The organism is Cyanobium gracile UHCC 0139 (assembly GCF_034931325.1).
Taxonomy (GTDB): domain Bacteria; phylum Cyanobacteriota; class Cyanobacteriia; order PCC-6307; family Cyanobiaceae; genus Cyanobium; species Cyanobium gracile_B.
This window is the reverse complement of the sequence record NZ_JAYGHX010000010.1, coordinates 18,718-41,376: the sequence shown is the minus strand read 5'-3', so window position 1 is coordinate 41,376 and position 22,659 is coordinate 18,718. Positions and strand designations below refer to the sequence as shown.

Genomic DNA, 22,659 nt, shown 5'->3' with positions numbered 1-22,659 from the left:
GAAGCCTTACGGCCCCTCCCCGGCCGCGGACCCGTCCTCCCCGGCGCTGAACAGCAGGGCCCCCTGCCGCGCCCGGGTGAGGGCGGTGTAGAGCAGCCGCCCGTCGCGGGCGGCGCCGCCGGGCAGCAGCACGATCACCTCCTCGGCTTCGCTGCCCTGGGCCTTGTGCACCGTCAGGGCCAGGGCCGGTTCGGCGGCGCCGGCCAGCTGGCCGGGGTGGATCCAGAGCGGCTCCCCTTCCCCGTCCCCGAACAGCAGGCGCGCCGAGGGCCCGGGGCCGCCCACGAGCAGGCCCACATCCCCGTTGGCCAGGTCCAGTTCCGGCAGGTTGCGACGGCAGAGGACGGGGGTGCCCGGGGGGAGATCCTGCAGATCACCGTCCCGCCGAGCCCCCAGCAGGGTGCGGTGGATCGCCTCCAGCCCCCAGCGTCCCTGGCGTTGGGGGGCCATCACCAGCAGGCGGTCCCGCTCCGCCAGCAGCGCCCGGCATCCCCGGGGGGACCCCGGCCGGCAGCGACCCGCCAGCCCGGCCAGCGCGTCCTGGTGGCGGCGCAGCCGCTCCAGCAGCTCCACCGGCAGGGTCCGGGGGGAGCTGGGGCGCCACTGGAGGTTGTCGGTGCTTTCCAGAGCCTGCAGCAGGGGGCGAATGGCGGCGATCGGATCGGGATCCTGCGGGTCTGGAGCGGATTCCAGCCCCTGGCGGAGGGCGGCAGCCACGGCGGCGATGGCCCCGGCGTTGCGGTAGGTGGTGGTCAGGGTGATGGCGGCGCCCCCCAGCCGGCGGCGGTGTTCGGGCCGCTGCAGTTCCTGCAGGACCGCCCCGGGGGCGATCGGGGGCAGCTGGGCCGGGTCGCCCACCAGCACCAGTCGGCAGGTGCCGGGCAGGGCCTCCAGCAGGGCGCCCATCAGGCCCAGATCCACCATCGAGACCTCATCCACCACCAGCAGGTCGAGGTCGAGGGGGCGGCCGCGGTGGCGGCCGAAACGGTCGCCGCGGCTCTCCAGCAGCCGGTGCAGGGTCGTGCAGGGAAGGGTGCCCCCGGTGGCGGCCCGCAGCCGGCCCGCCGCCTTGCCGGTGGGCGCCGCCAGATGGACGCGGGCGTCGGGCTGCCGTGCCAGGTGGGCCGCGATCATGGCCGCCACGGTGCTGGTCTTGCCGGTGCCGGGGCCCCCCTCCAGCAGCACCAGTCCGTGGCTGAGCACCGCCGCCACCGCCTGCCGCTGCCTGGCATCGAGGCTCCGGGGGGCGCCGGGGTCCGCAGCACCGGGGCCCTGGTCGATCGCGCCCGGCTCCAGACGCCCGGCGCGATCGATCAGGGCCCCGATCACCGCCTGCCGCTGCCGCTGCCAGCGGCGCCACTGCAGACGATCGTCCTCCAGGGCCAGGGGGCCGTCCGGATCGCCGCAGAGCGGACTGGCCGCCAGGGCGCGGCGGTGCTCCTCCGGCCAGGGCCCTTCGCTCACCTCCACTGGTCGCGGGCCCCGCAGATCCAGCTCCAGCTCGCCCCGGGCCAGGGCCCCGGTGAGGGCGGCGATCAGCTCGCCGACCAGGGGATCGGGGGGGGTGCCGTGGAGACGGGGCAGGGCTTCGGCCAGGCTGAGGGCCAGGGCTCCGACCCAGGTCTGGGGGGTGAAGAGAAGAGGCTCTCTCATGGCGCCCCCTCGGCGGTGCCGGCGGCGGCATGGCCGCCCAGGGCCCCGTCGAGGGCCAGGAGCCTGCCCAGGGGCGGGCGCTCCACGAACATGCCCGGCACGGCTCCGCCCGGCGCCATCGCCCCCGCTTCCCCAGGCGCTCCGCGCAGGAAGACGTAGGCGTACCCCCCCAGATGGCGCTCGGGGTCGTAGCCGGGCAGGCGCCAGGCCAGGTAGCGGTGCAGGGCCACCAGATAGAGGTGGGCCTGGAGGGGGTAGTGGCTCTGGGCCATCAGGGTGGCCATCGCCTCCCGGCCGTAGTGGCGGGGGCCGCAGGCCAGGGGCCTGCCCTCGGCGTCCCGCCGGCCCAGCCAGTTGCTCTTCCAGTCGGCCACCCACCAGCGCTCTTCCCCATCGGCATCGCTGGCGGTGAAGATCAGGTCGATCGAGCCGGTGAGGAAGCCGCGGCTGGCGACCGGCAGGCTCGCCACGGTGGCGGCATAGGCGGCACCGAAGGCGCCGCCGGGGTGGTCGGCGAAGGCCGCCGCCAGCTCCGCCGCCCTGGCGAAGCCGAGGGTCAGGTCGAAGCTGAGTTCGTTGAGTCGGCGCTCCGGACCCAGATCGGCCACCCGCAGTGACCCCAGCCCGCCGCCGAAGGGGGTGAGGCGTACCTGCTCCAGGCCCCGCAGCAGGGGCTCCAGGTCCTCCGCCTCCAGCCCGGCCCGGCGCAGCTCCCGTTCCACCAGCTCCCGGCTGGCGGGCGTGTTGGTGGGAAGCCGGTAGTCCAGCTGCTCCAGCATCCGATGCAGACAGTCCCCGGCCCCCGGGCCGCGGGCGAAGCCGGCCAGGGGACCCTGCTCCGGCCACAGGGCCACGTCGCCCCCTTCCGGGGCCTCGCCCTCGGGGCTGGGATCGCTGGTGTCACGGCCCTGCTCGATGGCTGCCTCCGAGACGCCGGCGCCGTGGGTGGCGCGGGTCCAGCCGGTGTAGCTGCTGCGGCCCCAGCTCGTGTCCAGCGTGCGCCGGGGCACCGGTCCGCAGCGCAGGGCCTCCACCGCCGCCGGTCCTGGCGCCAGGGTCCGCTGGGTGCCCGGCTCCAGGGCGGGCTGGCGCAGCTCGACCCCCAGGCCCCGACGCCCGATCTGCTCCTGCAGCCGTAGGAGCCAGTCCCCGTCGCTTCGCCCGCCGATGGGGCCATCGTCCTCTGGGTCGGGGAGGGGCTCGCCAGGGAACAGCCAGGGGAACAGGGGGTTGGCCTGCTGGCCCTTCGCCGGCCCCCAGGCGAGCAGCAGCAGGTGCTGGGCCCGGGTGACGGCCACGTAGGCCAGCCGCTCCCGCTCGGCCCGTTCCGCCTCCCGGTGCTGGCGCAGCGCCTGCCACCCCTGCCCCCAGCCGGGACGGAGGTGGAGGTCGAGGCGGGCGCCCGCGCCGCCGGGCGGATGCCAGCGGAGGCCCACCCGGTGGCCGCCGGCGGGGGCGGTGCCGGCCGCCTGCCACAGGTAGGGACAGATCACCACCGGGAACTCCAGACCCTTGCTGCGGTGCACCGTGATCACCGTCACCGCCTCGTCGGCCTTGTCGCTGTGGGCCTGGTGCGACTCCGGAATGGTGCCGCCGGCGCGGGTCTGGTCGAGGCGCAGGCGCCGCAGCCAGTCGGCGGCGGCCACCAGGGCGAGCTGTTCGACGTGCAGTCGCTCCTGGAGCAGTTCGGCCACCTGCTGCAGGTCGGCCAGCAGCCGGCCGCTGACGCTCAGCCGGGCCAGCCCCTCGCCGTCCACCAGCCGCGACAGCACCCCGAGGGGCCCCTGATGGGGCAGGTCCCGGGCCAGGGCCTGGAGCCGGCCGGCCAGTTCGCTCCACTCGGTCGGTGCGGCTTCGGCGATCCGCCGCGCCGACCAGCCCAGCAGGGGGGAGGCGGCCAGCAGCCGCAGGCGGCCCGGATCGGCCGGATCGGCCAGCGCATCGAGCAGCCGCTGCAGGGCGGTGGCGGCCGGGCTGGCGAACACATCGGCCTTGCTCACCAGCCGGCTGGCGATCTGTCGACGCTCCAGGGCGCTGCGCAGGTCCTCCGCCTGGCGGTGGTTGTGGACCAGCAGGGCGATGTCGCTGGCACGCAGGGGCGAGGGCGGCCTCCCGTTCCCCACCGCCAGGCCGGGGGCCTGCTCCAGCAGCGCCAGGACGGCGTCGGCCACCAGGGCGGGCAGCCGGTCCTCCTGCGCGCCCCGGCTCGGCAGGGAATCGCCCGCCCCCCGCTCGCCCCCCAGCCAGAGCAGATGCACCGGCGCCATGCCGTCGGGCCCGCTCCGCTGTGAACGGGCCAGCACCGCCGGCACCGGCAGGCCGGAGCGGGGCAGGCCCGCCGGTGCCATCAGGCCGTTGAGGCTCTCGATCAGCGCCGGACTCGAGCGCCGGTTCTCCTGCAGCGCCAGCACGCGCGCCGCGCTGCGGCGGGCCAGCCGGTAGGTGTCCAGGTCGCCGCCGCGGAAGCGGTAGATGGCCTGCTTCGGATCCCCCACCATCACCAGGAGATGGGCCTCCCCGGGGAAGGCCAGCCGCAGGATCCGCCACTGCACCGGATCCGTGTCCTGGAACTCATCGATCAGGGCGGCCCTGAAGCGCTGCCCCACCGCCCGCAGCAGGGGGGTGGGAGCGGTGGCGTCCGGGCCTGGGTCGAGCCCCTCCAGCAGCTGGGCGAAGCCGAGGCTGCCGCTGCGGGCCCGGCGCCGGGCCAGCTCCGCCCGCCCCCAGTGGCAGCCATGCAGCAGCACCGCCTCCGCCGGGCCCTCCCGCAGGGCGGCCACCGCCTCCAGGAGCCCGGGGCCGGGCAGCCGGATCTCCCGCTCCGCCCCTTCTGCCTTGCGGGCCGCCCGGCAGAAGGGATCGGGGTGGAAATAGGACCCCAGTTCCTTCTGGGCCATCAGGGCGGCGTAGCTGCCCCCCTCGGGCTGCTGGGCGAGCCAGGCGTCGACCAGCTCGCTGCGATCGCTTCTGGGTTTTACCGCATAGGGGGCGGTGGCGCTGGCCCCGGCGCCCCGCCACTGGGTGGCGGCGGCGCGGAAGGCCTGCTCCAGGTCCCGGCCCCCGGCCGACCAGGCCTGCCGGAACCGCGCCCAGGGCTGCTCCCACAGTGCCGCCATCTGCTCCGCCAGCGGGCGCTCCAGGCTCAGACCCGCCGGCAGGGGATCGAGGGCCAGGCCGGGGTCGCCATCGAGCTGCAGCAGCTGCCGCTCCAGATCCCCCAGGTCGATGGCCGCCGTCAGCCCCTCCACCAGGTGCAGGGGCAGGGCCAGCACCTGCTGCTGCCAGTAGTCATGGGCGACCTGGCGCACCAGGTCGGCGGCGTCTGTCTCCAGCGTCAGCTCGGGAGGGCGGGCGGCCTCCATGGCGTGGCGCCGCAGGGTGCGCTGGCAGAAGCCGTGGATGGTGGTGATGTCGGCGGCGTCGAGCTCCTCGAGGGCCAGCAGCAGCAGGCCCTGCACGGTGCCGCGGGCGCCGGGGTCGGCCGGCTGGCGCTCCAGCCATTCGGCCAGCACCGGATCGGGCGCCGTCCAGCCGGCGGGGGGCTGGAGGCCGGTGAGGGCCTCCTGGAGCCGGCGGCCGATGCGATCGCGCAGTTCCGCTGCCGCTGCATTGGTGTAGGTCACCACCAGCAGTTCCCGCAGGCCGAGCCGCTTCTCGGCCAGGAGCCGCAGCACCAGATGGGCCAGGGCGAAGGTCTTGCCGGTGCCGGCGCTGGCCTCCAGCAGCACGACGCCGTCATCGAGGCTGACGTCGTTGGCCTCGAAGCGCTCAGGGGCGCCGTCGCCGGCGACGCTCATCGCTCCACCTCCGCCGCCAGCAGGGGGGAGAAGAGGTCGCCGGCCAGGTCAAGGACCTCCGGCGTCAGCAGATCGTCCGCCGGCAGGCCGGGACCGAAGCAGGCCTCCATCTCGGCCCGATCCCGCTCGCCGGCGTGGAAGCCGGAGCCCTCCCAGGTGGCGGCGGCCTTGGCCCGTCCCTGGCCGGGTTTCCTGCGCTCGCCCGCCACGTGGCTCCAGCCCGTTTCCGGCGGCACCGGCCATCCCCTGGTGCGCCACTGGCGCTGCAGGCCGGCCAGACGCTCCAGTTCGTCCCGTGCCGCCACCGGGTCTGGTGCGGTGAGCTCCAGCACCGGCACGTAGCCATCGCCGTCCCGGGCGATCAGCACCCCCCGGCGCGGAGCGGCACTGGCGGCGGCGGCCAGCAGCAGCTGGAGCCAGAGCTCCAGCCGGTGGCTGACCCGGGCCTGGGCCGTGTGGGCCAGCACGACGGCCTCGCCCCGCCAGGGGATCGCGGCCTGCCAGGGGCCCCAGTGGTGGTGGGGGCGCCGGGGCGGGCCGAGGGCCTCCAGGGCGTTCGCCAGGCCCGTCCAGCGGCGCTGCAGGAGCTCCGCCTCCATTGGGCCCGCCGCCCCGGGCGGCAGCAGGCCCTGGCCCCGGTGCCGCTCGAGCCAGTCGGCGGCCGACCGGGGGGCCTCCCCGCCGGCGTCCCCTTCGCTGCGCTGCAGGGTTTCCCGCAACAGGGACGAGCGCTCCCGCTCCCCCAGGGCCAGGGCCTCGAGGTCGTCGACCCGCTTCTCCCACTCCCCGGGCCGCAGGCCCAGGGACCGCAGCCAGTGCTTCTGGGGCGCCACCAGCCAGTCCCGCAGGTCGGCATAGGCCTCGCCCTCGCCGGCGGGAGGAGCCTCCCGGGGGGCCGCTCCGGCCAGCAGCGCTGGAGGTGGCGCCGGCCGGTCGGTGGCCAGGCGACGTACCGCCTCCAGCAGCCGCCGGTCGCAGCTGGGTGCCTCTCGCCCGCCGGCGGGCAGGTAGTTGCGCCGGTCGAGGGGGTTGGCGGCGTGCTCCACCAGCAGCCGCCCCATGGCCTTCGCCTCCAGCTGGCCGGCCAGCCACTGCAGCCACTGGCCCACCGGGCCGGAGGGGGGCAGGGCGGCGCCGGTGCGGTCGTCGCGGCAGCTCCAGCTCAGCAGCAGGTGGTCCCGGGCGGAGAGCAGGGCCTCCATCAGCACATAGCGGTCCTGGTCGGCCGGGTGGGGATCGCCGAGCTGCCGCTGGCCCTCCATCAGGTGGAAGGCGGGCCGGTCGCCCGGCCGGGGAAACAGGCCCGCATCCAGCCCCATCAGCACGATCACCCGGTAGGGGATGGCCCGCATCGGTTCGAGGGCACTGATGGTGAGGGCGCCGCTGCGGTGGCCGAAGCGACCGCTCTCGGCCCCCATCAGCTCCCCCAGCGCGGCCGCCGCCACCGGCGCTTCCAGGGAGAGAGCGCAGGAAGCGGCGGCCGTCTGCCAGGCGTCGATGGCCGCCATCAGCTCGGGTCGCTCACCGGCGTCGTCGTCCGTGTCCCCGAAGAGGTCGTCGATCAACCGCCGCAGCCGCTCCGCCCAGACGCCGACCGTCCCTCCCCGGCGCAGCTCCGCGAGCCAGTGGCGCAGCCGCCCCAGCAGATGCAGCCAGCGGCCGGCCAGCTCCAGGGGCACCCCGGCCTCCCAGGGGGCCGTTTCCCCGGGCGCCAGGCCCGCGTCGGCGGGCTGGACCAGGCCGAGCAGCAGTCGGTCGATCGTCCAGGCCAGGCTGTGGCAGGGCGGGTCCTTCTCCTGGCCGTCCAGGCCCCAGCGGAAGCCCGCCTCCTGCAGCGCCTCCACCAGGCGGGCCGCCTCGGCCAGCTCGAGGCCGAACCGCTCCAGCAGGGGCCGGCAGCCCAGCAGGGTCTCCAGGCCGGTGGCGGTCAGCCGGGTGCCGGCCAGCTCCAGGAGCTGCAGCAGGGTGCTGCCCATCCCCGCCCCGTCCTGCTGGCTGCGGTCGGTCAGGCGCCAGGGGAGTTCCACGCCCGTGGCGTGGGCATCGCCGAACACCGAGGCCACCAGAGGGGCGAAGCCGTCGATGTCGGGCGTCATCACCAGGATGTCCCGCGGTTCGAGACCGGGGTCGGCCGCCAGGAGCTGCAGCAGCCGGTCGCGGACGATCTGCACCTGGCGCAGCCGGCCGGGACAGGCATGGAACTCCAGGGAGTGATCCTCCGGATCCAGGGCCAGGGACGGGATCCGCCCGGCGTCGGCCAGCTGCTCCTGCAGCTGGGCCAGCAGGGGGGGCCTGGCGGTGCCGGCGGCTGGCGCGAAGAACAGGTCGCGCTCCTGCTCCTCCCCCAGCTGGGCCTCGCCGGTGCCCTCAAGCAGCTGCTGGAACTCTCCGCCCAGGCGGCCGAAGCGGGCCTCCAGGCCAGGGGCTTCCAGCAGCCAGCCGGCATCGAGCGGCTGGCGCAGGGCCAGGGCGTCGCTGAGCTCCCGGCGGCGCTCGCCGCAGCGCTGCCAGAGATCGCGGCACGGCGTCAGCAGGTAAAGGTCCACCGGCCGGTGCCGGCTGAGGGCCTGCAGCAGCTGCACCTGGATCGGCGCCATGCTGCTCAGGCCGAAGAGTCGCAGGGGGGCGCCGCCCGCTTCGGGGCAGGGTCCGCCGCGCCGCAGCCGGGCGATCAGCTCCTGCACCCTGCGGCCGAACGGTTCGGCCCCCAGTTCGGCGAGCAGGGCGCGGTAGAGCAGGGGCTGCCAGCGCTGGCTGTCGGGCAGCGGCCGGCCGTGGCCATCGATCGGCTGCCCGCGCTCCCAGGCCCGCAGCAACTCGGGCCGGTAGAGGGCGTAGTCGTCAAAGGCATCGGCGATCGCCCGCCCCAGTTGCCAGTGGCCCAGTTCCAGCAGGGATCCCGCCCCCCTGTCCGCGAGCCAGCGGCGCAGCGGCTCCCCTTCCGGTGCGGCGGCCACCGCCGGCAGAAGGCCGAGCAGGGGCCAGACGAGCCGGTCGGCCCGCCAGGGATCGACGCTCCCGGCCGGGTGCGCTTCCCCGCCGGGGGGCAGCAGCTGCTCGACCAGCTGGCGCAGGTGGCTGCCCGGGAAGGGAAAGCGCAGGTTGGCGGCGATGCCGCCGAGGTGCTCGGCCAGCTGCTCGCCGAGCCAGCGGCTGGTGGGCCACGTGTTGACCACCACCTGGACCTGCTCGAACGGGTCGGGCGGGTGCAGGCGGAGCTGGGTGGCCAGCAGGCGGGCCAGGAACTCGGCCCGGTTGCTGCGAAAGACCGTCAGCAAAGGGGCGGGCTCAGAGGGCGCGGCTCATTGCCGAGCCGGGGGACGGGGCTGTCAGCGGGCCGCCCGCTGCTGCCAGGTTGCTGACCTGGCGCGTCTGTCGTGTTTCGGGGCAGTAGGCGGTGAGGTCGCCGCCGTAGCAGGCGCCGGTGTCGAGCAGGACGATCGAGCCCACGCGACGCAGTCCGGGCCCCGGGGTGTGGCCGACGATCACCTCGCCGAAGCGGTCGTCGTAGGCCTGCCAGAAGGCCAGCCTCACGTTGAGGTCGGGCTGCCAGGTGCGGGGATCGAAGCCCGCATGGGTGGCCACCCAGCCCTGACCCCAGTAGGCGAGGGGCAGCTGGTCGAGGCGGTCGCGCCAGAGGCGGCAGCGGGCCGCGCCCAGCTGGCGGTAGGTGTCGTTGCCGTTCAGGTCGGGACGGCCGGGCGCCAGGCCCGTGTCGAGCTGACGCACCAGGTCCCGCTCATGGTTGCCCTTGAGCCACACCGCCCCCTGGCGACGCACCAGATCCCAGACCAGTTCCATGGCCTCCTCGATGCGGGAGCCGCGGTTGATCACGTCGCCGCAGAACACGAGGCGATCGCCGGCCGGCAACTGGACGAGAAGGCGTTGCAGAGCATCCGCACATCCATGCACATCGCCGATGACCCAGTGGTGGGGTGGCCGGTGATGGGGTGGACGCCGGTCCGGGAACGTCATCAAAAAGGAGGCTTCCCCCCAAGTGTTGCCTCTGGAGTGGGCTTCTGTCACCCCCGCCGGCGGCGGCGGGGCTCCAGCGCTGATACGGTGCGCCCTCGGTGCACCCCAGGAGGCAACGGGCGATGGACCTGAAGGATCTGCCGGTCACGCAGCGCGTCAACGCCCTGGTGAAGGCCCTCGACGGGGCGAAGCGGACCAACGAGGCCCTGGCCCGCTGCAGCGACGGCGAACAGATGCTGGACGTGCTCCTCGACGCGTCCTCCCGGCTGGGGCTGGGTCTGACCCGCTGGGAACTGCAGAACACGCCGCCGATCCGGGACTGGATCTGGTGGAAGAACAAGGAAGCTCCCCTGACCATCGGCGACAGCAAGCCGCGCTACCAGCAGGACGGCGGCCAGGGCAAACCCCGCCCCGCCGCATCGGAGCAGGACGATCCCCCCCGGCGCCGTTTCCTCGGGCTGTTCTGAGCGGCCGGGCCGGCGCCCGACCCCGCTCCTGCCCCTGGGTCAGCGCAGGGTGGCCAGGGGGTCGGGAATGGTGGCGCTGGGGGCCTCGAAGCTGCCCACGGCCACGAATTCCAGGCGCAGCTTCATGAACGTGATGAACTTCTCGTCGGTGGACACCACCGCCGCCGCCGGCCTCGGCACGGTGGCCAGGCCGGCGGCCAGCTCGGGGGCCTCCAGGAAGGCGGGACGCTCCAGGAGCCAGAAGTCGATGGCCTTGTCCTTCTCGGCGTAGTTGCGCCTGCGTTCGCGCAGCACCTCCTCCAGGGGTTCTTCCTCGAGCAGGAAGGCGCGGCTGGCGGCGACGAAGTGGTAGCGGGTCATGGCGGGAGGGGCCTCAGGGCTGGCGGTCGCCGAAGAGCGGGTCGCGGCGGGGATTCTGCACCAGCGCCCGCATCTGGCGCACCGCTTCCTGCAGCCCCACCAACAGGGCGCGGGCCACGATCGTGTGGCCGATGTTCAGCTCCTCCATCCCCTCGATCGCGGCGATCGGCTCGACGTTGTGATAAGTGAGGCCATGGCCGGCGTTGACCCGCAGGCCGAGGCCCCGTGCGATGGCGGTGGCTTCGGTGATCCTGGCCAGCTGGAACGGCTGCTCCCCCCAGGCGGCCTCGGCATAGGCGCCGGTGTGCAGTTCCACCCAGCGGGCGCCGCAGTGGCGGCAGGCCTCCAGTTGGGCGTCGTCGGGATCGACGAACAGGCTGACGCCGATGCCCGCCTCCATCAGCCGGCCCACCATCGCGGCGAGACCGTCCCGCTGGCCGGCCACGTCCAGTCCCCCTTCGGTGGTCACCTCCTCGCGGCGTTCCGGCACCAGAGTCACCATGTCGGGCCGGACCCGCAGAGCGATCGCCTCCATCTCGGCGGTGGCGGCCATCTCCAGGTTGAGCCGGGTGCGGACGGTGGCCCGCAGCAGCTCCACGTCCCGGTCCTGGATGTGGCGCCGATCTTCCCGAAGGTGCACGGTGATGCCGTCGGCGCCGCCCAGCTCGGCCAGCAGGGCGCAGCGCACCGGATCGGGTTCCACGGTGCGGCGGGCCTGCCGCACGTTGGCGATGTGGTCGATGTTGACCCCGAGGCTGGCCATGGGCGGCAGGTGGCTGAAGCGATCCTGAGAGCACCGTATCGGTCGCCCGGGGAACGGCCGCAGGCCCAACTGCCCGTCGCCGGCCGGCAAGGGGGGATCCAGCCCCTAGCTTCAACATCGACGTTCTGCCGGATCGAGAGTGTTGGCGGCGCAGACGCCCTCCGGACCAGGCCTTTCCGCGGTGATCAGCCGCCGGGAGAGCTCCCTCTGCAACGGCATCAGCCCCTGGCTGTCCCCGGTGGCGATGGTGGTCACCATCGATCTGGTGCTCCAGGGCTATTTCAGTGAATTGACGGTGCTCGATCGCCAGCACCTTCCCCTGGACGGTGCGGTGCTGCTGGCCCCCACCCACAGGGCCCGCTGGGACGCGTTGATGCTCCCCTGGGCGGCCGGCCGTCGGGTCACCGGCCGAGACTGCCGTTTCATGGTCACGGCCGATGAGATGAAGGGTCTCCAGGGATGGTTCCTGCACCGTCTCGGCTGTTTCCCGGTGAATCAGGGCCGCCCCACCCTGGCCAGCCTGCGCTTCTCCGTGGAGCTGCTGGCCTGCGGACAGCAGCTGGTGGTGTTTCCCGAGGGCCGCATCCGGCGTGAAGACGGGCCGATCCGCCTGCACCAGGGACTGGCCCGACTGGCCCTGTTGGCCGCCAGCCAGGGGGTGGAGGTGCCGGTCGTGCCGGTGGGCATCGCCTACGGCCATGCCGATCCCCGCCCCGGCGACCAGGCCGCCCTCTGTTTCGGCCGCCCCCTGAGGGCGGAGGGCCAGGGTCGCCAGGCGGCCCTGGACTTCAGTTGCGAACTCGCCGCCGCCATGGAGTCGGCCGAGCAAGCGGCCCGCGCCGTGGTGGGTCGGCCGATCGGCTCCCCGTAAAGTTCGGCCGTTACCCGTCAGGCGTCGACGTGATCAGGCCTTCCGCCGTTTCTTCTCTTCGATCCGCCCGGCCATCGGGCCTGGCCGGGGTCTGCGGTAGCTGCCTGGCCCTGCTGGCCCTGGCCCAGCCGCTCCTGCAGCCTCCTGCCCGGGCCCAGGCCACCCCCCAGACGGTCCAGCCCGCCGGCACCGATCTCAACCTCTCCGCGGTGAAGACGCTCCTGTCACGGGGCGATGCGGCCGTGGCCAGTGGCAACCTGGTGGAGGGCCGGCGCCTCTATGACCTGGCCCGCGATGCCAGCCGACGCCTGCTCGGCTTCTACCGCGACCTGAGCGGCTCCTTCCGCGGACTCGACGCCCGGATCCCCCGCGAGATGGACGACAAGGGGCGCGAAGCCCTGACGCTGCTGGCCGAGTCCAATCTGCGGCTGGCGGCCCTGTTCCGCCGTCAGAACGAACCCGAGGTGGCGATCCCCCTGCTGGTGGAGGTGGTGAAGATCATGACCCCCACCAACGAGGGCGGCCGCAAGGCCTACCAGCAGCTGGTGGAGCTGGGTTTCGTGATCACCCCCTACACCGCCCCTGGATCGACCGCCGGTGGGTGATCGTCCTTAGATTCCAGCCTTCCGTCATCTCCCCGATCCCCGCCGCCATGGTGCAACCGGAGCAGGTCAAGGACGCGATCCTGCGCGCGCTCCCCGATGCCGCCGTTGAGGTGGAGGATCTCACCGGGGGTGGCGATCACCTGCAGGTGAAAGTGGTATCGGGTGCCTTCGCTGGCCTCAACCGGGTGCGCCAGCACCAGCTCGTCTACGGCGCCCTGCGCAGCGAGCTGGCCAGCGAGGCGATCCATGCCCTGGCGCTGCAGACCTCCCTTCCCTCCTGACGTTCCCCTCCACGACTCCGACCATGGATGCCAGCACCCGTCAACGCATCGACGCCCTGATCACCACCAGCCCGGTGATGGTCTTCATGAAGGGCAACAAACTGATGCCTCAGTGTGGATTCTCTAACAACGTCGTCCAGATCCTGCAGTCGCTCGGTGTGCCTTTCGAGACGTTCGACGTCCTCTCCGACATGGAGATCCGCCAGGGGATCAAGGAGTTCTCTGACTGGCCCACCATTCCCCAGGTGTATGTGAAAGGGGAGTTCCTGGGCGGTTCCGACATCCTCATTGAGATGTACAACAGCGGCGAGCTGCGCGAGAAACTGGAAGTGGCCCTGGCCTCCTAGCGGCTGCGTTCCATCAGCAGGCGGGGCTGGCCATCGGGCCCCAGGAAGCTGGACGGATCCTGGATCCAGCGGTCGATCAGTTCCTCCAGCCGGCGCTGAGAATGGTGGTCCAGCACAGCCGTGCGACGCAGGGCGTGCAGGTAGCCGTCCGCGTACAGCCGCAGTTCGGAGGGTCCGTGGTGACGATCGGACAAGGCCTGGCAGGCATCACACAGGGACTGGAAGTGGCGGATCGCGTCGGGGTGTTGGAGTGCTGTCATGGCTGGGGTCGGGCCCCTGGCGTCATTGTGGCGGCGATAGCCGGCGGATGGCACCATCCTGCCGTGTCGGGACCGTCTTCCGGGAGCGGACAGTTGACAAGGCATCGCCCGTCACCGGCGTGTCCGCACATTTCCAGTTAGCGTTGTCACACTCAATCGGCTGTCGGCACTTCCGCTTCTGATTTCATCGTGATGCCGAGGAGATGCCCGTGGCCCAGGACAAGCTGACCGATCCAGGAGGAACCCCTCGCAGAGTTCTCGTCGTGGATCCCCACGCGACCCTGCGCACGGTTCTTGCCCAGCGTCTCCGTCAGGATGGCCACCTGGCCGCGGCCGTCGCCACCGCTCGCGAAGCCCTCGAGATCTGCCAGGAGCAGTCTCCCGACCTGCTGGTGAGCGCCGAATTGCTCGAAGAGACCTCGGCCCTGCGCCTGGCCGCCCAGCTGCACTGCCAGGTGATGGTGCTCACGGCCCGCTCCGGATCCGAGCCCGTGGTGGCCCTGCTGGATGCCGGCGCCGATGACGTGCTGCGCAAGCCCTTTGGGCTTGAAGAGCTGGCGGCCCGCTGCCGCACCCTGCTGCGCCGCAGCGGCAGCGGCCTCCAGGAACGGGTCTGCGTGGGCCCCCTCGAAGTGCACCTGCTGCTGCGGCAGGTCACCCTGCGGGACCAGCCGGTGGAACTCAGCCCGCGGGAATTCGCGCTGCTCTGCGCCCTGCTGATGCCCCCGGGGGTGGTGCGCAGCCGCCAGGAACTGCTGCGCATGGCCTGGCCCCCCTTCAGTGGCGGCCCCCGCTCCGTCGACACCCAGGTGCTCACCCTGCGCCGCAAGCTCGAACAGGCCGGCCTCGGGGAAGGCGGCGCCATCGAAACCATGCGGCAGCAGGGCTACCGCTTCAGCCTTGACACCTTGCCCGAGCTCAGCGAGGAGGCCGCTGGCGCCTCCGGCTCCGGTCTGCTGGTCACCTCCCCCAGCAGCGCCTCCCGCCTCAACTAGAGCCGTTCAGGCGGGCCGCAGGATCAGGGCGACGGCTTCTCCCGTCAGCAGGAGCCCGCAGAGCAGGGCCAGCAGCCGGTAGGTCCAGGGCGGGCTGATCCGGCCGATGCCCTCGGTGGTGATGCCCGTGGCGGTGCTGAAGCGCTCCAGGAAGTCCTCGAAGCGGGCCACCCGCTGGGGCAACAGCCAGGCGGCGCCGCTGCGATCCCCCTGCTCGCCCCCACTGCGCACGTAGTAGACCCTGCCCCCCTGGCTGGTGGTGACCGGGGTGAGGGCGGTGACGCGATCCCAGGGCAGCTGCCAGCCGCGGCGCAGCAGCCAGGAGCACCAGGGGGGATAGCCCACCCGCAGCTCCCGCTCGTCGAGCTCCACCCGTTCACTGGTGATGGCGACCACCAGCAGCAGGCCGGTGATGGCGGCCAGCAGGAGGGGGAGGCGCAGGGATCCGGGGGCCAGCACCGGCAGGGGCAGGACCAGGGCCAGGTAGAGGGCCAGCAGGGTGAACCGGATCAGCGGCGCCATCGGATAGCGCTGGGCCGTCGGGGTGGCGATCATCGGTCGTCAGGGGAACCGGGCAGGGGTTCGATGACCTGGGAGGGCTGGTAGCGGCCTCCGAACACCTCCGCCTCCCGCCCCTTCCAGAACTCGCCCAGTCGCATCAGGTCGGCATGGGCCTCGCCGAGCCGCTCGACGTACTCGTTGGGCTCCATGGTGTCCTTGGCTTCCTTGAGCTTGCTGAGCCGCAGCAGGTGCCACACCCAGGGCTTGCCCATCTCACCGCGGGCTTCCAGGTAGCGCGCCAGGTCGGAGGAGCTGGGGATGGGGACCGCCATGGACACGCAATAAATGTTTACACAGATTACCGCCGCCCCTTCCGCCGGTGTGGCCCCGCGTCCTCCCGGGTGGGCCGCGCTCAGTAGAGATCGGGCCGCAGGTCCTCGTGGTAACGGGTGGCGGCGGGATGGGTGGGGCCGTACTCGCCGGGCCGGCAGTCGGCGATCAGCAGGGTCGGTTCGGCTCGGGCCGCCGCCAGCACATCGCCATGGGGGCCGCAGATGACGCTGTTGCCCAGGTAGGCCGCCATCACCCGCCCGTTCACCGTCTCCTCGCCGCAGCGGTTGGCGTAGGCCACGAAGCAGCCGTTCTGGAAGGCATGGGCGGGGATCAGGGTGCGGGACACATCCGGATAGGGGCGGTCGGTGCGCTCGCCGGTGCTGAGCTCGGCCCAGGCATCGGCGGCCGTGGGGATCAGCACCAGCCGGGCCCCCGCCAGCGCCAGGCGCCGGGTGAGCTCGGGAAACTCGGCCTCGTAGCAGTTGAGCAGGCCCACCCCCACCCCGTTCACCGCCTGCACCGTGAAGGCCGCCCCCTCCTCGGGATGGCGGTAGCCGGCACTCCAGCAGCGCTTCTCGTCCGGTCCCCAGAGGTGGGTCTTGCGGTAGTTGCGCAGCAGGCTGCCGTCCCGGTCGAACAGGGCGATGGCGTCGTAGAAGCGCTCCTCGCCGGCCACGCTGGCCCGCTCGGGGTAGGGACAGGCCACCGCCAGGCCGTGGCGGCGCGCCGCGTCGGCCACCCGCCCAAGACTGGGGCCGTCCACGGGTTCGGCCAGCCGCCGCGCGATGGCGGGCGTGACGATGTAGCCGCTCAGATAGAGCTCGGGGAAGGCCAGCAGCTGCACTCCGTGGCCTGCCGCCAGCTCGCAGACCTGCTCCAGGCGCTCCAGGTTCTCGTCGACGGCCTCGGGGGTGCCGGCGCTGCCGCTGCCCTGCCAGATCCCCAGCCGCAGGCCCTCGCCGGCGGCCGGCGGTTGCGGCCGCACGACGCAGTGCAGGCGATGGTCGGGAACCATGGGCTGCTTCACGCCGGCAGGTTCCAGGGATTGAGGCCCAGGTCGGCACCGATGCGGTGGGCGCAGGCGAAGCCGCTGAAGGCCACCGCATTGAGGCCCTGGCCGGGGAAGCAGGAATCCCCCACGCAGTAGAGATCGGGGATGGCGGTGCGGTTGAAGGGCATCGGCAGCAGGCCGGGCAGCCGCAGGGCCGGCACCGGCCCGTAGCTGCCGCCGTGGCGACCCAGGAAGCGGCGGTGGCTGCGCGGGGTGCCGATCTCCCGGTGGGTGATGGCCCCCTCCAGGCCCGGCAGGATCGCCTCCAGGCGCCGGATCAGCCGGGTGGCGGCGGCCTCCTTGGCGGCCCGGTAGGCCCCCGGGGCCAGCCCCTGCCATGGGGCCATCTCCGAGGGGGTGAAGGTGTGGACGATGTGGTGGCCGGCCGGGGCCAGGGAGGGATCCAGCAGGGTGGGGATCGAGACGAAGATCACCCCCTGCTCGGCCTCCATGTCCTCCCAGCGCTCCAGCAGCAGGTGGTGGACATGGCTGCCGGGGGGAATCGCCTCCGCCCGCACCCCCAGGTGCAGGGAGAGGAAGGAGGAGGAGGGCCGGTAGCGCCGCCGCCAGGTGTGCTCGGCCGCCGGGGTGTGGGCCTCATCCACCAGGGTGCCGAAGGTGTCCCAGCGGGTGGCGTTGCTCACCACCCGGCGGGCGCGGATCTCCTCGCCGCCGGCCAGCCGCACCCCCACGGCCCGGGCCTGGGGTCCCTCGCCCTCCAGCAGCACCTTCACCACCCGCGAGCGGTAGTGGATGACGCCGCCATGGCGGCGCAGGCCTGCCGCCAGCTTCTCGGCGATCACGCCGACGCCGCCTTTCGGGTAGTTGATGCCGCCGGCGTGGCGATCGGAGAACACCATGCCGGCGTTGATCATCGGCGTGCGATCGGCGGGCATCACCGACCAGCAGAAGCACTCCATGTCGATGAACTTGAGCAGGGCCGGATCGCTGATGTGCGCACGGGCCACGGCGCCCACGTTCACCGGCAGCCAGCGGGCCAGCCCCAGGCAGGCCAGGGGGGCGCGGAAGAACACCTTGGCCAGGTAGGCGGGGTCCTCCAGCGACAGCAGCGGCATCGCATCGAGGCAGCGGAACACCTGCCAACAGGTGTCGTAGAAGGCGCGGATCCCCTTGGCCTCATGGGGGAACAGGGCAGTGAGATCAGCGATGAAGCGTTCGTAGTCGCGGTCGACCGCCACCGACAGGCCGCCGGGCAGGTGGTAGGCCAGCTGGGCCGGGTCGGGGATCGTCTCGCAGTGCTCGCCCACGTCGGCCAGGGCGCGGGTGAGCAGGTTGGTGTGGCCCTGGGTGCCGAATCCGAAGATCATCGAGGCCCCCACGTCGAAGGTGTAGCCCTCGCGCCGGAAGCTGCCGCCGCTGCCGCCGGGGATCAGGTAGCGCTCCAGCACCAGCACCGAGGCCCCCTTGGCCGCCAGCTGGCTGGCGGTGACCAGCCCGCCGATGCCCGAGCCGATCACGACGACGTCCCAGGGGCGGCCATCGGCCGCGGTGAGGGGGGCGGCGGCGGAGGAAGGGACGGTGACGGTCACCGGAACCAGGCGAACGGGAGCGGCCCGACCCTAGGAAGCGATCAGCCCGCGACGGCCGCCGGCACGGCGCCGCTGGCCCCCGCCCTCCGCTGCGCCTCCCAGGCGGCCAGATCCGCCAGGGCCCGGTCGCGGTAGGCGCCATAGCGGCGGCGTTTGTCGCGGATGCGCTCCGGCAGCTCCGGCATCAGGCCGAAGCTGGGGGGCATGGGCTGGAAGCCCCCCTTGCGGGAGCCGTGGCTGCGCTCCTCATCGGAGATGAAGCTCAGCAGGGCGCCGGCCATGGTGGTGGGCGGCAGGCTCAGGGGCGGCAGTCCCCGCACCAGTCGCACGGCGTTGGTGCCGGCCAGCCAGCCGCCCGCCACCGCGGCGGCGTAGCCCTCGGTGCCGGTGATCTGACCGGCGGCCAGCAGGGTGGGCCGCTGGCGGAACTGCAAGGTGGGCTGCAGCAGCTCGGGGGATTCCAGGAAGGTGTTGCGGTGCATCACCCCGAAGCGCACGAAGGAGGCGTTCTCCAGGCCGGGGATCATGCGCAGCACCCGCTGCTGCTCGCCCCATTTGAGGTTGGTCTGGAAGCCGACGAGGTTCCAGAGGCGGCCGTCCCGGTCCTCCTGGCGGAGCTGCACCACAGCGTGGGCCCGTCTGGCGCGGCGCACGTCGCGGTCGTGGAGGTCGCCCCAGCGCGGATCCCAGAGGCCGATCGGCTTGAGGGGGCCGTAGCGCATGGTGTCTTCGCCGCGGCGGGCCAGCTCCTCGATCGGCAGGCAGCCCTCGAAGAAGGTGGCGGTCTCCTGCTCGAAATCCTTCAGCTCCGCCTTCTCGGCCTCCAGCAGGGCGGTGCGGAAGGCGAGGTACTGCTCCCGGTCCATGGGGCAATTGATGTAGTCGGCATCGCCCTTGTCGTAGCGGCTGGCCCGGAAGGCCACCGACAGGTCGATCCCCTCCCCCTCCACGATCGGGCTGGCGGCATCGAAGAAATGGCACGACTCCCGACCGGTGAAGTGCAGCAGGTCGTCGGCAAGGGCGGCGCCGGTGAGGGGGCCGGTGGCCAGCACGGCGATCTCTTCAGGGTCCGGCAACGCCAGCTGCTCGCGGCGCTCCACCGTCACCAGGGGATGGGCCTCGACGGCGGCCGTGAGGGCGGCGCTGTAGCGGCCCCGATCGACGGCCAGGGCGCCGCCGGCGGGCACCGCATGGACATCGGCGGTGCGGATCACCAGCGATCCCAGGCGCCGCAGCTCCTCCTGCAGCAGGCCTGCGGCCCGGTCGGGGGAGAGGGCGCCGAAGCTGTTGCTGCAGACCAGTTCGGCGAAATCGCCGCTGTGGTGGGCCGGGGAGGGGCGCACGGGCCGCATCTCCACCAGCCGCACCGGAATCCCGGCTTCGGCGATCTGCCAGGCGGCTTCGGTGCCGGCCAGGCCGGCACCGATGACGACGACCATCAGGCGCGGGCGCGCTTGAGCATCAGTTGCAGCTGACCCACGGCGGCGCGGCCGATGTTGAAGGCGGCCCAACCCACGGCCAGGAGGATCGGAGCAGCGACGAGCAGCAGCCGGAGGTCCATGGCGGGAGATGGGAAAACGTTGGGGGGATCCTAACGGAGTCCAGCGTGAACCTCCGCCAGCTGGCGATAACGGCGGGCGTGCTGGCGCTGGGCCTCGATCGCGGCGGCATCCAGCTGGCGTTTCACCACCGCCGGAGCCCCCATCACCAGGGCGCCGGCGGGCACATCCCGGGTGACCACCGCGCCGGCCGCCACCAGGGCCCCGGCCCCCACCGTGACGCCGTTGAGCACGATGGCGCCGATGCCGATCAGGCAGCCGTCCTCCAGCGTGGCGCCATGGACCACGGCCCGGTGGCCGATGGTCACATCGGCGCCGATGGTCACGGGCTGGCCCGGATCCCCGTGCAGCACGGCGCCGTCCTGCACGTTGCTGCCTTCCCCCACCCGGATGGCGCAGACATCCCCCCGGGCCACGACGGTGGGCCAGAGGCTGGCCCCCGCCGCCAGCTCCACATCGCCGATCACCACCGCCGACGGCGCCACCCAGGCGGCGGCATCGATGCGGGGAGCATCCCAGCGGCTGGGCCAGGCGTCGGGACTGGTCATGGGGCGTGGCCTCGAAGGGGGGTCAGGGTGCGGCGCCCGGTGGGCTTGGAGAGGGTCACCGCCGGGTGATAGCTTCCCCAGCGACGGGTCGCTAGCTCAGCGGTAGAGCATTCGGCTTTTAACCGACTGGTCCTGAGTTCGAATCTCAGGCGACCCATCCCTTTCCCTGAACGGCTTCCCTGAAGGTCCGAGGCGTCGGCCTTGATGGTGCGGCTTCAGCCCAGCTGGACCATCCCGCAACGCACCCCCTTGAGCACCGCCTGCAGGCGGTTGTTGACGCCCAGGGTCTGGAGCAGGCGCTTGGTGTAGGTGCGGGCCGTGGCGTCGCTCACCACCAGCTTGCTGGCGATCTCCCGGTCGCTGAGGCCGCTGGCCAGCAGGTCGAGCACCTCGTACTCCCGCGGCGTCAGCCGCGGACAGCTGAGGTAGGGGAGCTTGCCGGAGCGCAGGGAGGGGCTGCGGTAGGAGTGGTGGCCCATCACGGCGATCACGGCGGCCTGCAGGGGCCGCTGGTCGTCGACGATGTCGGCTTCGGCCACCACGGCCTCCAGCCAGGGGGCGTGCTCGTACTCCGCCGGAATCACGTCCCCGAGGGCCAGCATCACCACCTTGAGGTCGGGGTAGAGCTCTTTGGCCCGGCGGGTGAGATCGAAGCCGTTGCCGCTCTCCAGGTGGTCGGTGCAGAGCAGCAGGTCGTAGGGCTCCCGTTGCAGATAGTCGAGGCAGCCCTGCTCGTGGGTGATGGCGCAGCCGATCAGGCGGCGGTCGCTGATGCTCTCGCACAGGGCCCGCAGCAGGAAGCGGCCCTTCATGGCGATCGCCACCTTTCCGCCGGACGCCACCGAGAGCAGCACCGCATCGAAGGTGTTGCCCTCCAGGCTGCCCAGGAACGGCGTGAGATCCATGGTGGCCAGGCCATCCAGGTCTCCCTCATCATCCGTTCCCGTGGGCCGGGATCAGAAGCGGAACGTGGTCTTCACCAGGCCACCCAGCTGCCGGAAGCTGGTGTCGGGGGTGGTGAACTGCCCCAGGGGCCGGCTCAGATAGAAGAGGGCTGGTGTCACGCTGATGTTGTCTGTGACCTGCCACTTGTACCACCACTCCCAGGCGAAATTGCCGTCCTGGGGCGTCTGACCATCGGCCAGGGCCGTGGCGAAGATGGGTTGGCCCACCGCCATGCCGAGGGCGTTGCCTTTGACGAAGGCGTCGTCCCACTGCAGGCCCACCATCCACGACTGGCTGGTGCGCAGGGCGCCCGGCGCCTGGGCGGTGTCGTAGCTGGTGCCGTTGATGCCCCAGCCCAGGCTGATGGAGGGAATCCAGCCGGAGTTGGCCGGTTGCCAGTAGCCGCTGACGCCGAAGGCATCGGTGCGGCTGTTGGGGTTGGCTTCGTAGGTGAGGCCGGTGAAGGGGGTGGTGCCCGGCACCCCCACGCCTGACTGGATGCGGGAGTAGATCGCCGCCAGGCCCCACTGCTCCTTCGCGTAGCCGATCTGCACCGTGCCGGTGCCGGCCGAGGCCACGGTGCCGATGCCGCCGATGTTGGGGTCGCCCACGTCGCCGTTGGCGGCCACGTAGTTGGCGCTGATGCTGAAGCCGCCCTGCTGCCACCACAGACCGGCCCCCGGACCGAGGTTCTTGTTGTAGGCCGCCGGGGCGCCGTTGAGGGTGAACAGGTTGAGGATCGTGTCGGAGGGGTAGGCGCTCGGCCAGAGGGCGAGCATGTCCTCCTGGCCCACCCGGCCCCCGAAGGTGGCGGTGAACTGGCTGCCGATCGGGAACTGGTAGAAGATCTTGTCGATGGCCACCACGTCGCCGCAGTCGACACCGGTGCCGCAATCCTCCTGGAAGGCCGCCTCCAGGGTGGAGAGCCCGCCGGTGGGGCCGGCGCCCCCGAAGGCGGAATCGGCGAAGTTGCCGGCCCGCAGGATCGTGCGCAGCAGGTCCTTGCCGGTGAAGCTGGTGTCGAAGCTCAGCTGGATGTCGTAGCTGAAGGTGGTGGCCCCCACGGCGGCCCGGGCGGCATCGACGTTGGCGGTGTCACTGCCCGAAAACGCATTGGCACCGATCACGAAGGTGGCCTGGCCGCTCAGCTTGGTGGTGGTGGAGAACTGGGTGGCTTCCAGCTCGCCCACCTTGGCCTCCAGGCCATCCACCCGGCCGCGCAGCACGGCGAGCTCCTTCTCGAACTCGGCCATCAGGCGCTTCAGCTCGTCGGTCACCTCGGTGATCCGGTCGAGGCAGGCGTTCAGCAGGGCCGCCGCTTCATAGCGGGTCATGGCCTGGCCGCCCTTGTAGGTGCCGTTCGGGTAGCCGGCGACGCAGCCGTAGCGCTCGATCAGGTTGGAGAGGGCCTGAAAGGCCCAGTCGGTGGGCTTGACGTCGGAGAACTGGTTGATGCTGGTGACCTGCTCCTGGCTCTGTCCCGCCCCGGACCGGGCGTAGCGGTTGACGCCCTCCAGGTTGAGCTCGCCGGCGCTGGCGCCGAGCGGGGCCAGGGGGGCCAGCAGGCCGGCGGTGGCGACGGGAATCAGGTGACGCAGGGGAAGGCCCATGGAGGTGGAAGTGTTGACGGAGGAAAGGGAAGGGGAATCCAACCGGCCAGCGCTTGAGCACCGGCCGGAGACCAGAGGGAGACCTACCGGAAGAGGATCGGTGCTGAGAACGATAATTGTTATCAGCAATGGTGCCCCCTGGTGGGACCGGTTGTTCCGCCGGCCGGGGCGCCGTTGCCGCTGGCCCA

At 72.5% G+C, this 22,659-nt stretch carries 22 protein-coding genes and 1 tRNA gene; 7 read left to right on the top strand and 16 right to left on the bottom strand.

The window, feature by feature from the left end:
• Positions 1-6: 6 nt before the first annotated feature.
• The 4 genes from VB738_RS13965 to VB738_RS13950 are packed head-to-tail and all read right to left on the bottom strand — an operon-like array spanning position 7 to position 9,425.
• Positions 7-1,653 (bottom strand): ATP-dependent DNA helicase, encoded by a 1,647-nt coding sequence (locus VB738_RS13965; protein WP_323306318.1) that lies wholly within the window; start codon positions 1,651-1,653, stop codon positions 7-9.
• Positions 1,650-5,450 carry a UvrD-helicase domain-containing protein gene (locus VB738_RS13960; protein WP_323306317.1) on the bottom strand — a complete coding sequence of 1,267 codons (3,801 nt, stop codon included), beginning with the start codon at positions 5,448-5,450 and terminating at the stop codon, positions 1,650-1,652. The genes VB738_RS13965 and VB738_RS13960 overlap by 4 nt, the downstream gene beginning before the upstream one ends.
• Positions 5,447-8,728, bottom strand: a complete 3,282-nt coding sequence (locus VB738_RS13955; protein ID WP_323306316.1) for an exodeoxyribonuclease V subunit gamma — start codon at positions 8,726-8,728, stop codon at positions 5,447-5,449. Before VB738_RS13955 ends, VB738_RS13960 begins: the two co-directional genes overlap by 4 nt.
• Positions 8,729-8,738: 10 nt before the next feature.
• A complete protein-coding gene (locus VB738_RS13950; RefSeq protein WP_323306315.1) occupies positions 8,739-9,425 on the bottom strand; it encodes a metallophosphoesterase in 687 nt (228 codons plus the stop codon).
• A gap of 122 nt (positions 9,426-9,547) precedes the next feature.
• On the opposite strand from VB738_RS13950, the gene VB738_RS13945 reads away from it, so the two are divergent.
• A complete protein-coding gene (locus VB738_RS13945; protein WP_323306314.1) occupies positions 9,548-9,892 on the top strand; it encodes a hypothetical protein in 345 nt (114 codons plus the stop codon).
• Between the two features lie 39 nt (positions 9,893-9,931).
• Here the strand turns inward: VB738_RS13945 and VB738_RS13940 are convergent, their stop codons facing one another.
• Positions 9,932-10,252 (bottom strand): MgPME-cyclase complex family protein, encoded by a 321-nt coding sequence (locus VB738_RS13940; RefSeq protein WP_323306313.1) that lies wholly within the window; start codon positions 10,250-10,252, stop codon positions 9,932-9,934.
• Between the two features lie 13 nt (positions 10,253-10,265).
• Complete coding sequence (locus VB738_RS13935) at positions 10,266-11,015, bottom strand: pyridoxine 5'-phosphate synthase (protein WP_323306312.1); 750 nt, start codon at positions 11,013-11,015, stop codon at positions 10,266-10,268.
• 142 nt (positions 11,016-11,157) lie between these two features.
• Here VB738_RS13935 and VB738_RS13930 point away from each other — a divergent pair, with 142 nt between their 5' ends.
• Genes VB738_RS13930 through grxD form a run of 4 tightly spaced genes read left to right on the top strand, consistent with a single transcriptional unit; the run spans position 11,158 to position 13,119 of the window.
• Entirely contained in the window at positions 11,158-11,886 is a 729-nt protein-coding gene (locus tag VB738_RS13930; RefSeq protein ID WP_323306311.1) for a 1-acyl-sn-glycerol-3-phosphate acyltransferase, read from the top strand.
• A gap of 29 nt (positions 11,887-11,915) precedes the next feature.
• Complete coding sequence (locus VB738_RS13925; protein WP_323306310.1) at positions 11,916-12,491, top strand: hypothetical protein; 576 nt, start codon at positions 11,916-11,918, stop codon at positions 12,489-12,491.
• A gap of 47 nt (positions 12,492-12,538) precedes the next feature.
• A complete protein-coding gene (locus tag VB738_RS13920) occupies positions 12,539-12,772 on the top strand; it encodes a BolA family protein (protein ID WP_015108536.1) in 234 nt (77 codons plus the stop codon).
• A 23-nt stretch (positions 12,773-12,795) separates the two neighbouring features.
• Positions 12,796-13,119, top strand: coding sequence for a Grx4 family monothiol glutaredoxin (grxD, locus tag VB738_RS13915; protein ID WP_323306309.1), 324 nt, complete (start codon positions 12,796-12,798; stop codon positions 13,117-13,119).
• Here grxD and VB738_RS13910 read toward each other — a convergent pair.
• Positions 13,116-13,379 carry a DUF6761 family protein gene (locus VB738_RS13910; RefSeq protein WP_015108534.1) on the bottom strand — a complete coding sequence of 88 codons (264 nt, stop codon included), beginning with the start codon at positions 13,377-13,379 and terminating at the stop codon, positions 13,116-13,118. The two genes, grxD and VB738_RS13910, sit on opposite strands and share 4 nt — an antisense overlap.
• A 203-nt stretch (positions 13,380-13,582) precedes the next feature.
• Between VB738_RS13910 and VB738_RS13905 the strand changes: the two genes are divergently transcribed.
• Entirely contained in the window at positions 13,583-14,374 is a 792-nt protein-coding gene (locus tag VB738_RS13905; protein ID WP_323306308.1) for a response regulator transcription factor, read from the top strand.
• A gap of 6 nt (positions 14,375-14,380) precedes the next feature.
• Here VB738_RS13905 and VB738_RS13900 read toward each other — a convergent pair whose 3' ends face one another.
• The 7 genes from VB738_RS13900 to VB738_RS13870 all read right to left on the bottom strand — a co-directional run bounded on the left by VB738_RS13900 (position 14,381) and on the right by VB738_RS13870 (position 19,916).
• Positions 14,381-14,929, bottom strand: coding sequence for a hypothetical protein (locus VB738_RS13900; protein WP_323306307.1), 549 nt, complete (start codon positions 14,927-14,929; stop codon positions 14,381-14,383).
• On the bottom strand, positions 14,926-15,207 hold the full coding sequence (locus tag VB738_RS13895; RefSeq protein WP_323306306.1) for a hypothetical protein: 282 nt from the start codon (positions 15,205-15,207) through the stop codon (positions 14,926-14,928). The genes VB738_RS13900 and VB738_RS13895 overlap by 4 nt, the downstream gene beginning before the upstream one ends.
• Before the next feature lie 80 nt (positions 15,208-15,287).
• The gene (locus tag VB738_RS13890; protein WP_323306305.1) at positions 15,288-16,223 is read right to left on the bottom strand and encodes a carbon-nitrogen hydrolase family protein; all 936 of its coding nucleotides are present in this window, start codon (positions 16,221-16,223) and stop codon (positions 15,288-15,290) included.
• An 8-nt stretch (positions 16,224-16,231) separates the two neighbouring features.
• Complete coding sequence (gene crtH / locus VB738_RS13885) at positions 16,232-17,809, bottom strand: carotenoid isomerase (RefSeq protein WP_323306304.1); 1,578 nt, start codon at positions 17,807-17,809, stop codon at positions 16,232-16,234.
• A gap of 41 nt (positions 17,810-17,850) precedes the next feature.
• Positions 17,851-19,248, bottom strand: coding sequence for an FADH(2)-oxidizing methylenetetrahydrofolate--tRNA-(uracil(54)-C(5))-methyltransferase TrmFO (gene trmFO, locus VB738_RS13880; protein ID WP_323306303.1), 1,398 nt, complete (start codon positions 19,246-19,248; stop codon positions 17,851-17,853).
• Positions 19,248-19,370: a photosystem II protein Y gene (locus VB738_RS13875; RefSeq protein WP_015108528.1), complete on the bottom strand. Its 123-nt coding sequence runs from the start codon at positions 19,368-19,370 to the stop codon at positions 19,248-19,250. Before VB738_RS13875 ends, trmFO begins: the two co-directional genes overlap by 1 nt.
• 30 nt (positions 19,371-19,400) lie before the next feature.
• Entirely contained in the window at positions 19,401-19,916 is a 516-nt protein-coding gene (locus tag VB738_RS13870) for a gamma carbonic anhydrase family protein (RefSeq protein ID WP_323306302.1), read from the bottom strand.
• Positions 19,917-20,001: 85 nt separating this feature from the next.
• Between VB738_RS13870 and VB738_RS13865 the strand changes: the two genes are divergently transcribed.
• A tRNA-Lys gene (locus tag VB738_RS13865) sits at positions 20,002-20,073 on the top strand.
• A gap of 58 nt (positions 20,074-20,131) precedes the next feature.
• Here the strand turns inward: VB738_RS13865 and VB738_RS13860 are convergent.
• Together VB738_RS13860 and VB738_RS13855 are read right to left on the bottom strand one after the other, a co-directional pair.
• The gene (locus VB738_RS13860) at positions 20,132-20,821 is read right to left on the bottom strand and encodes a response regulator transcription factor (RefSeq protein WP_323306301.1); all 690 of its coding nucleotides are present in this window, start codon (positions 20,819-20,821) and stop codon (positions 20,132-20,134) included.
• A 51-nt stretch (positions 20,822-20,872) separates the two neighbouring features.
• Complete coding sequence (locus tag VB738_RS13855; protein WP_323306300.1) at positions 20,873-22,471, bottom strand: iron uptake porin; 1,599 nt, start codon at positions 22,469-22,471, stop codon at positions 20,873-20,875.
• Positions 22,472-22,659: the final 188 nt, after the last annotated feature.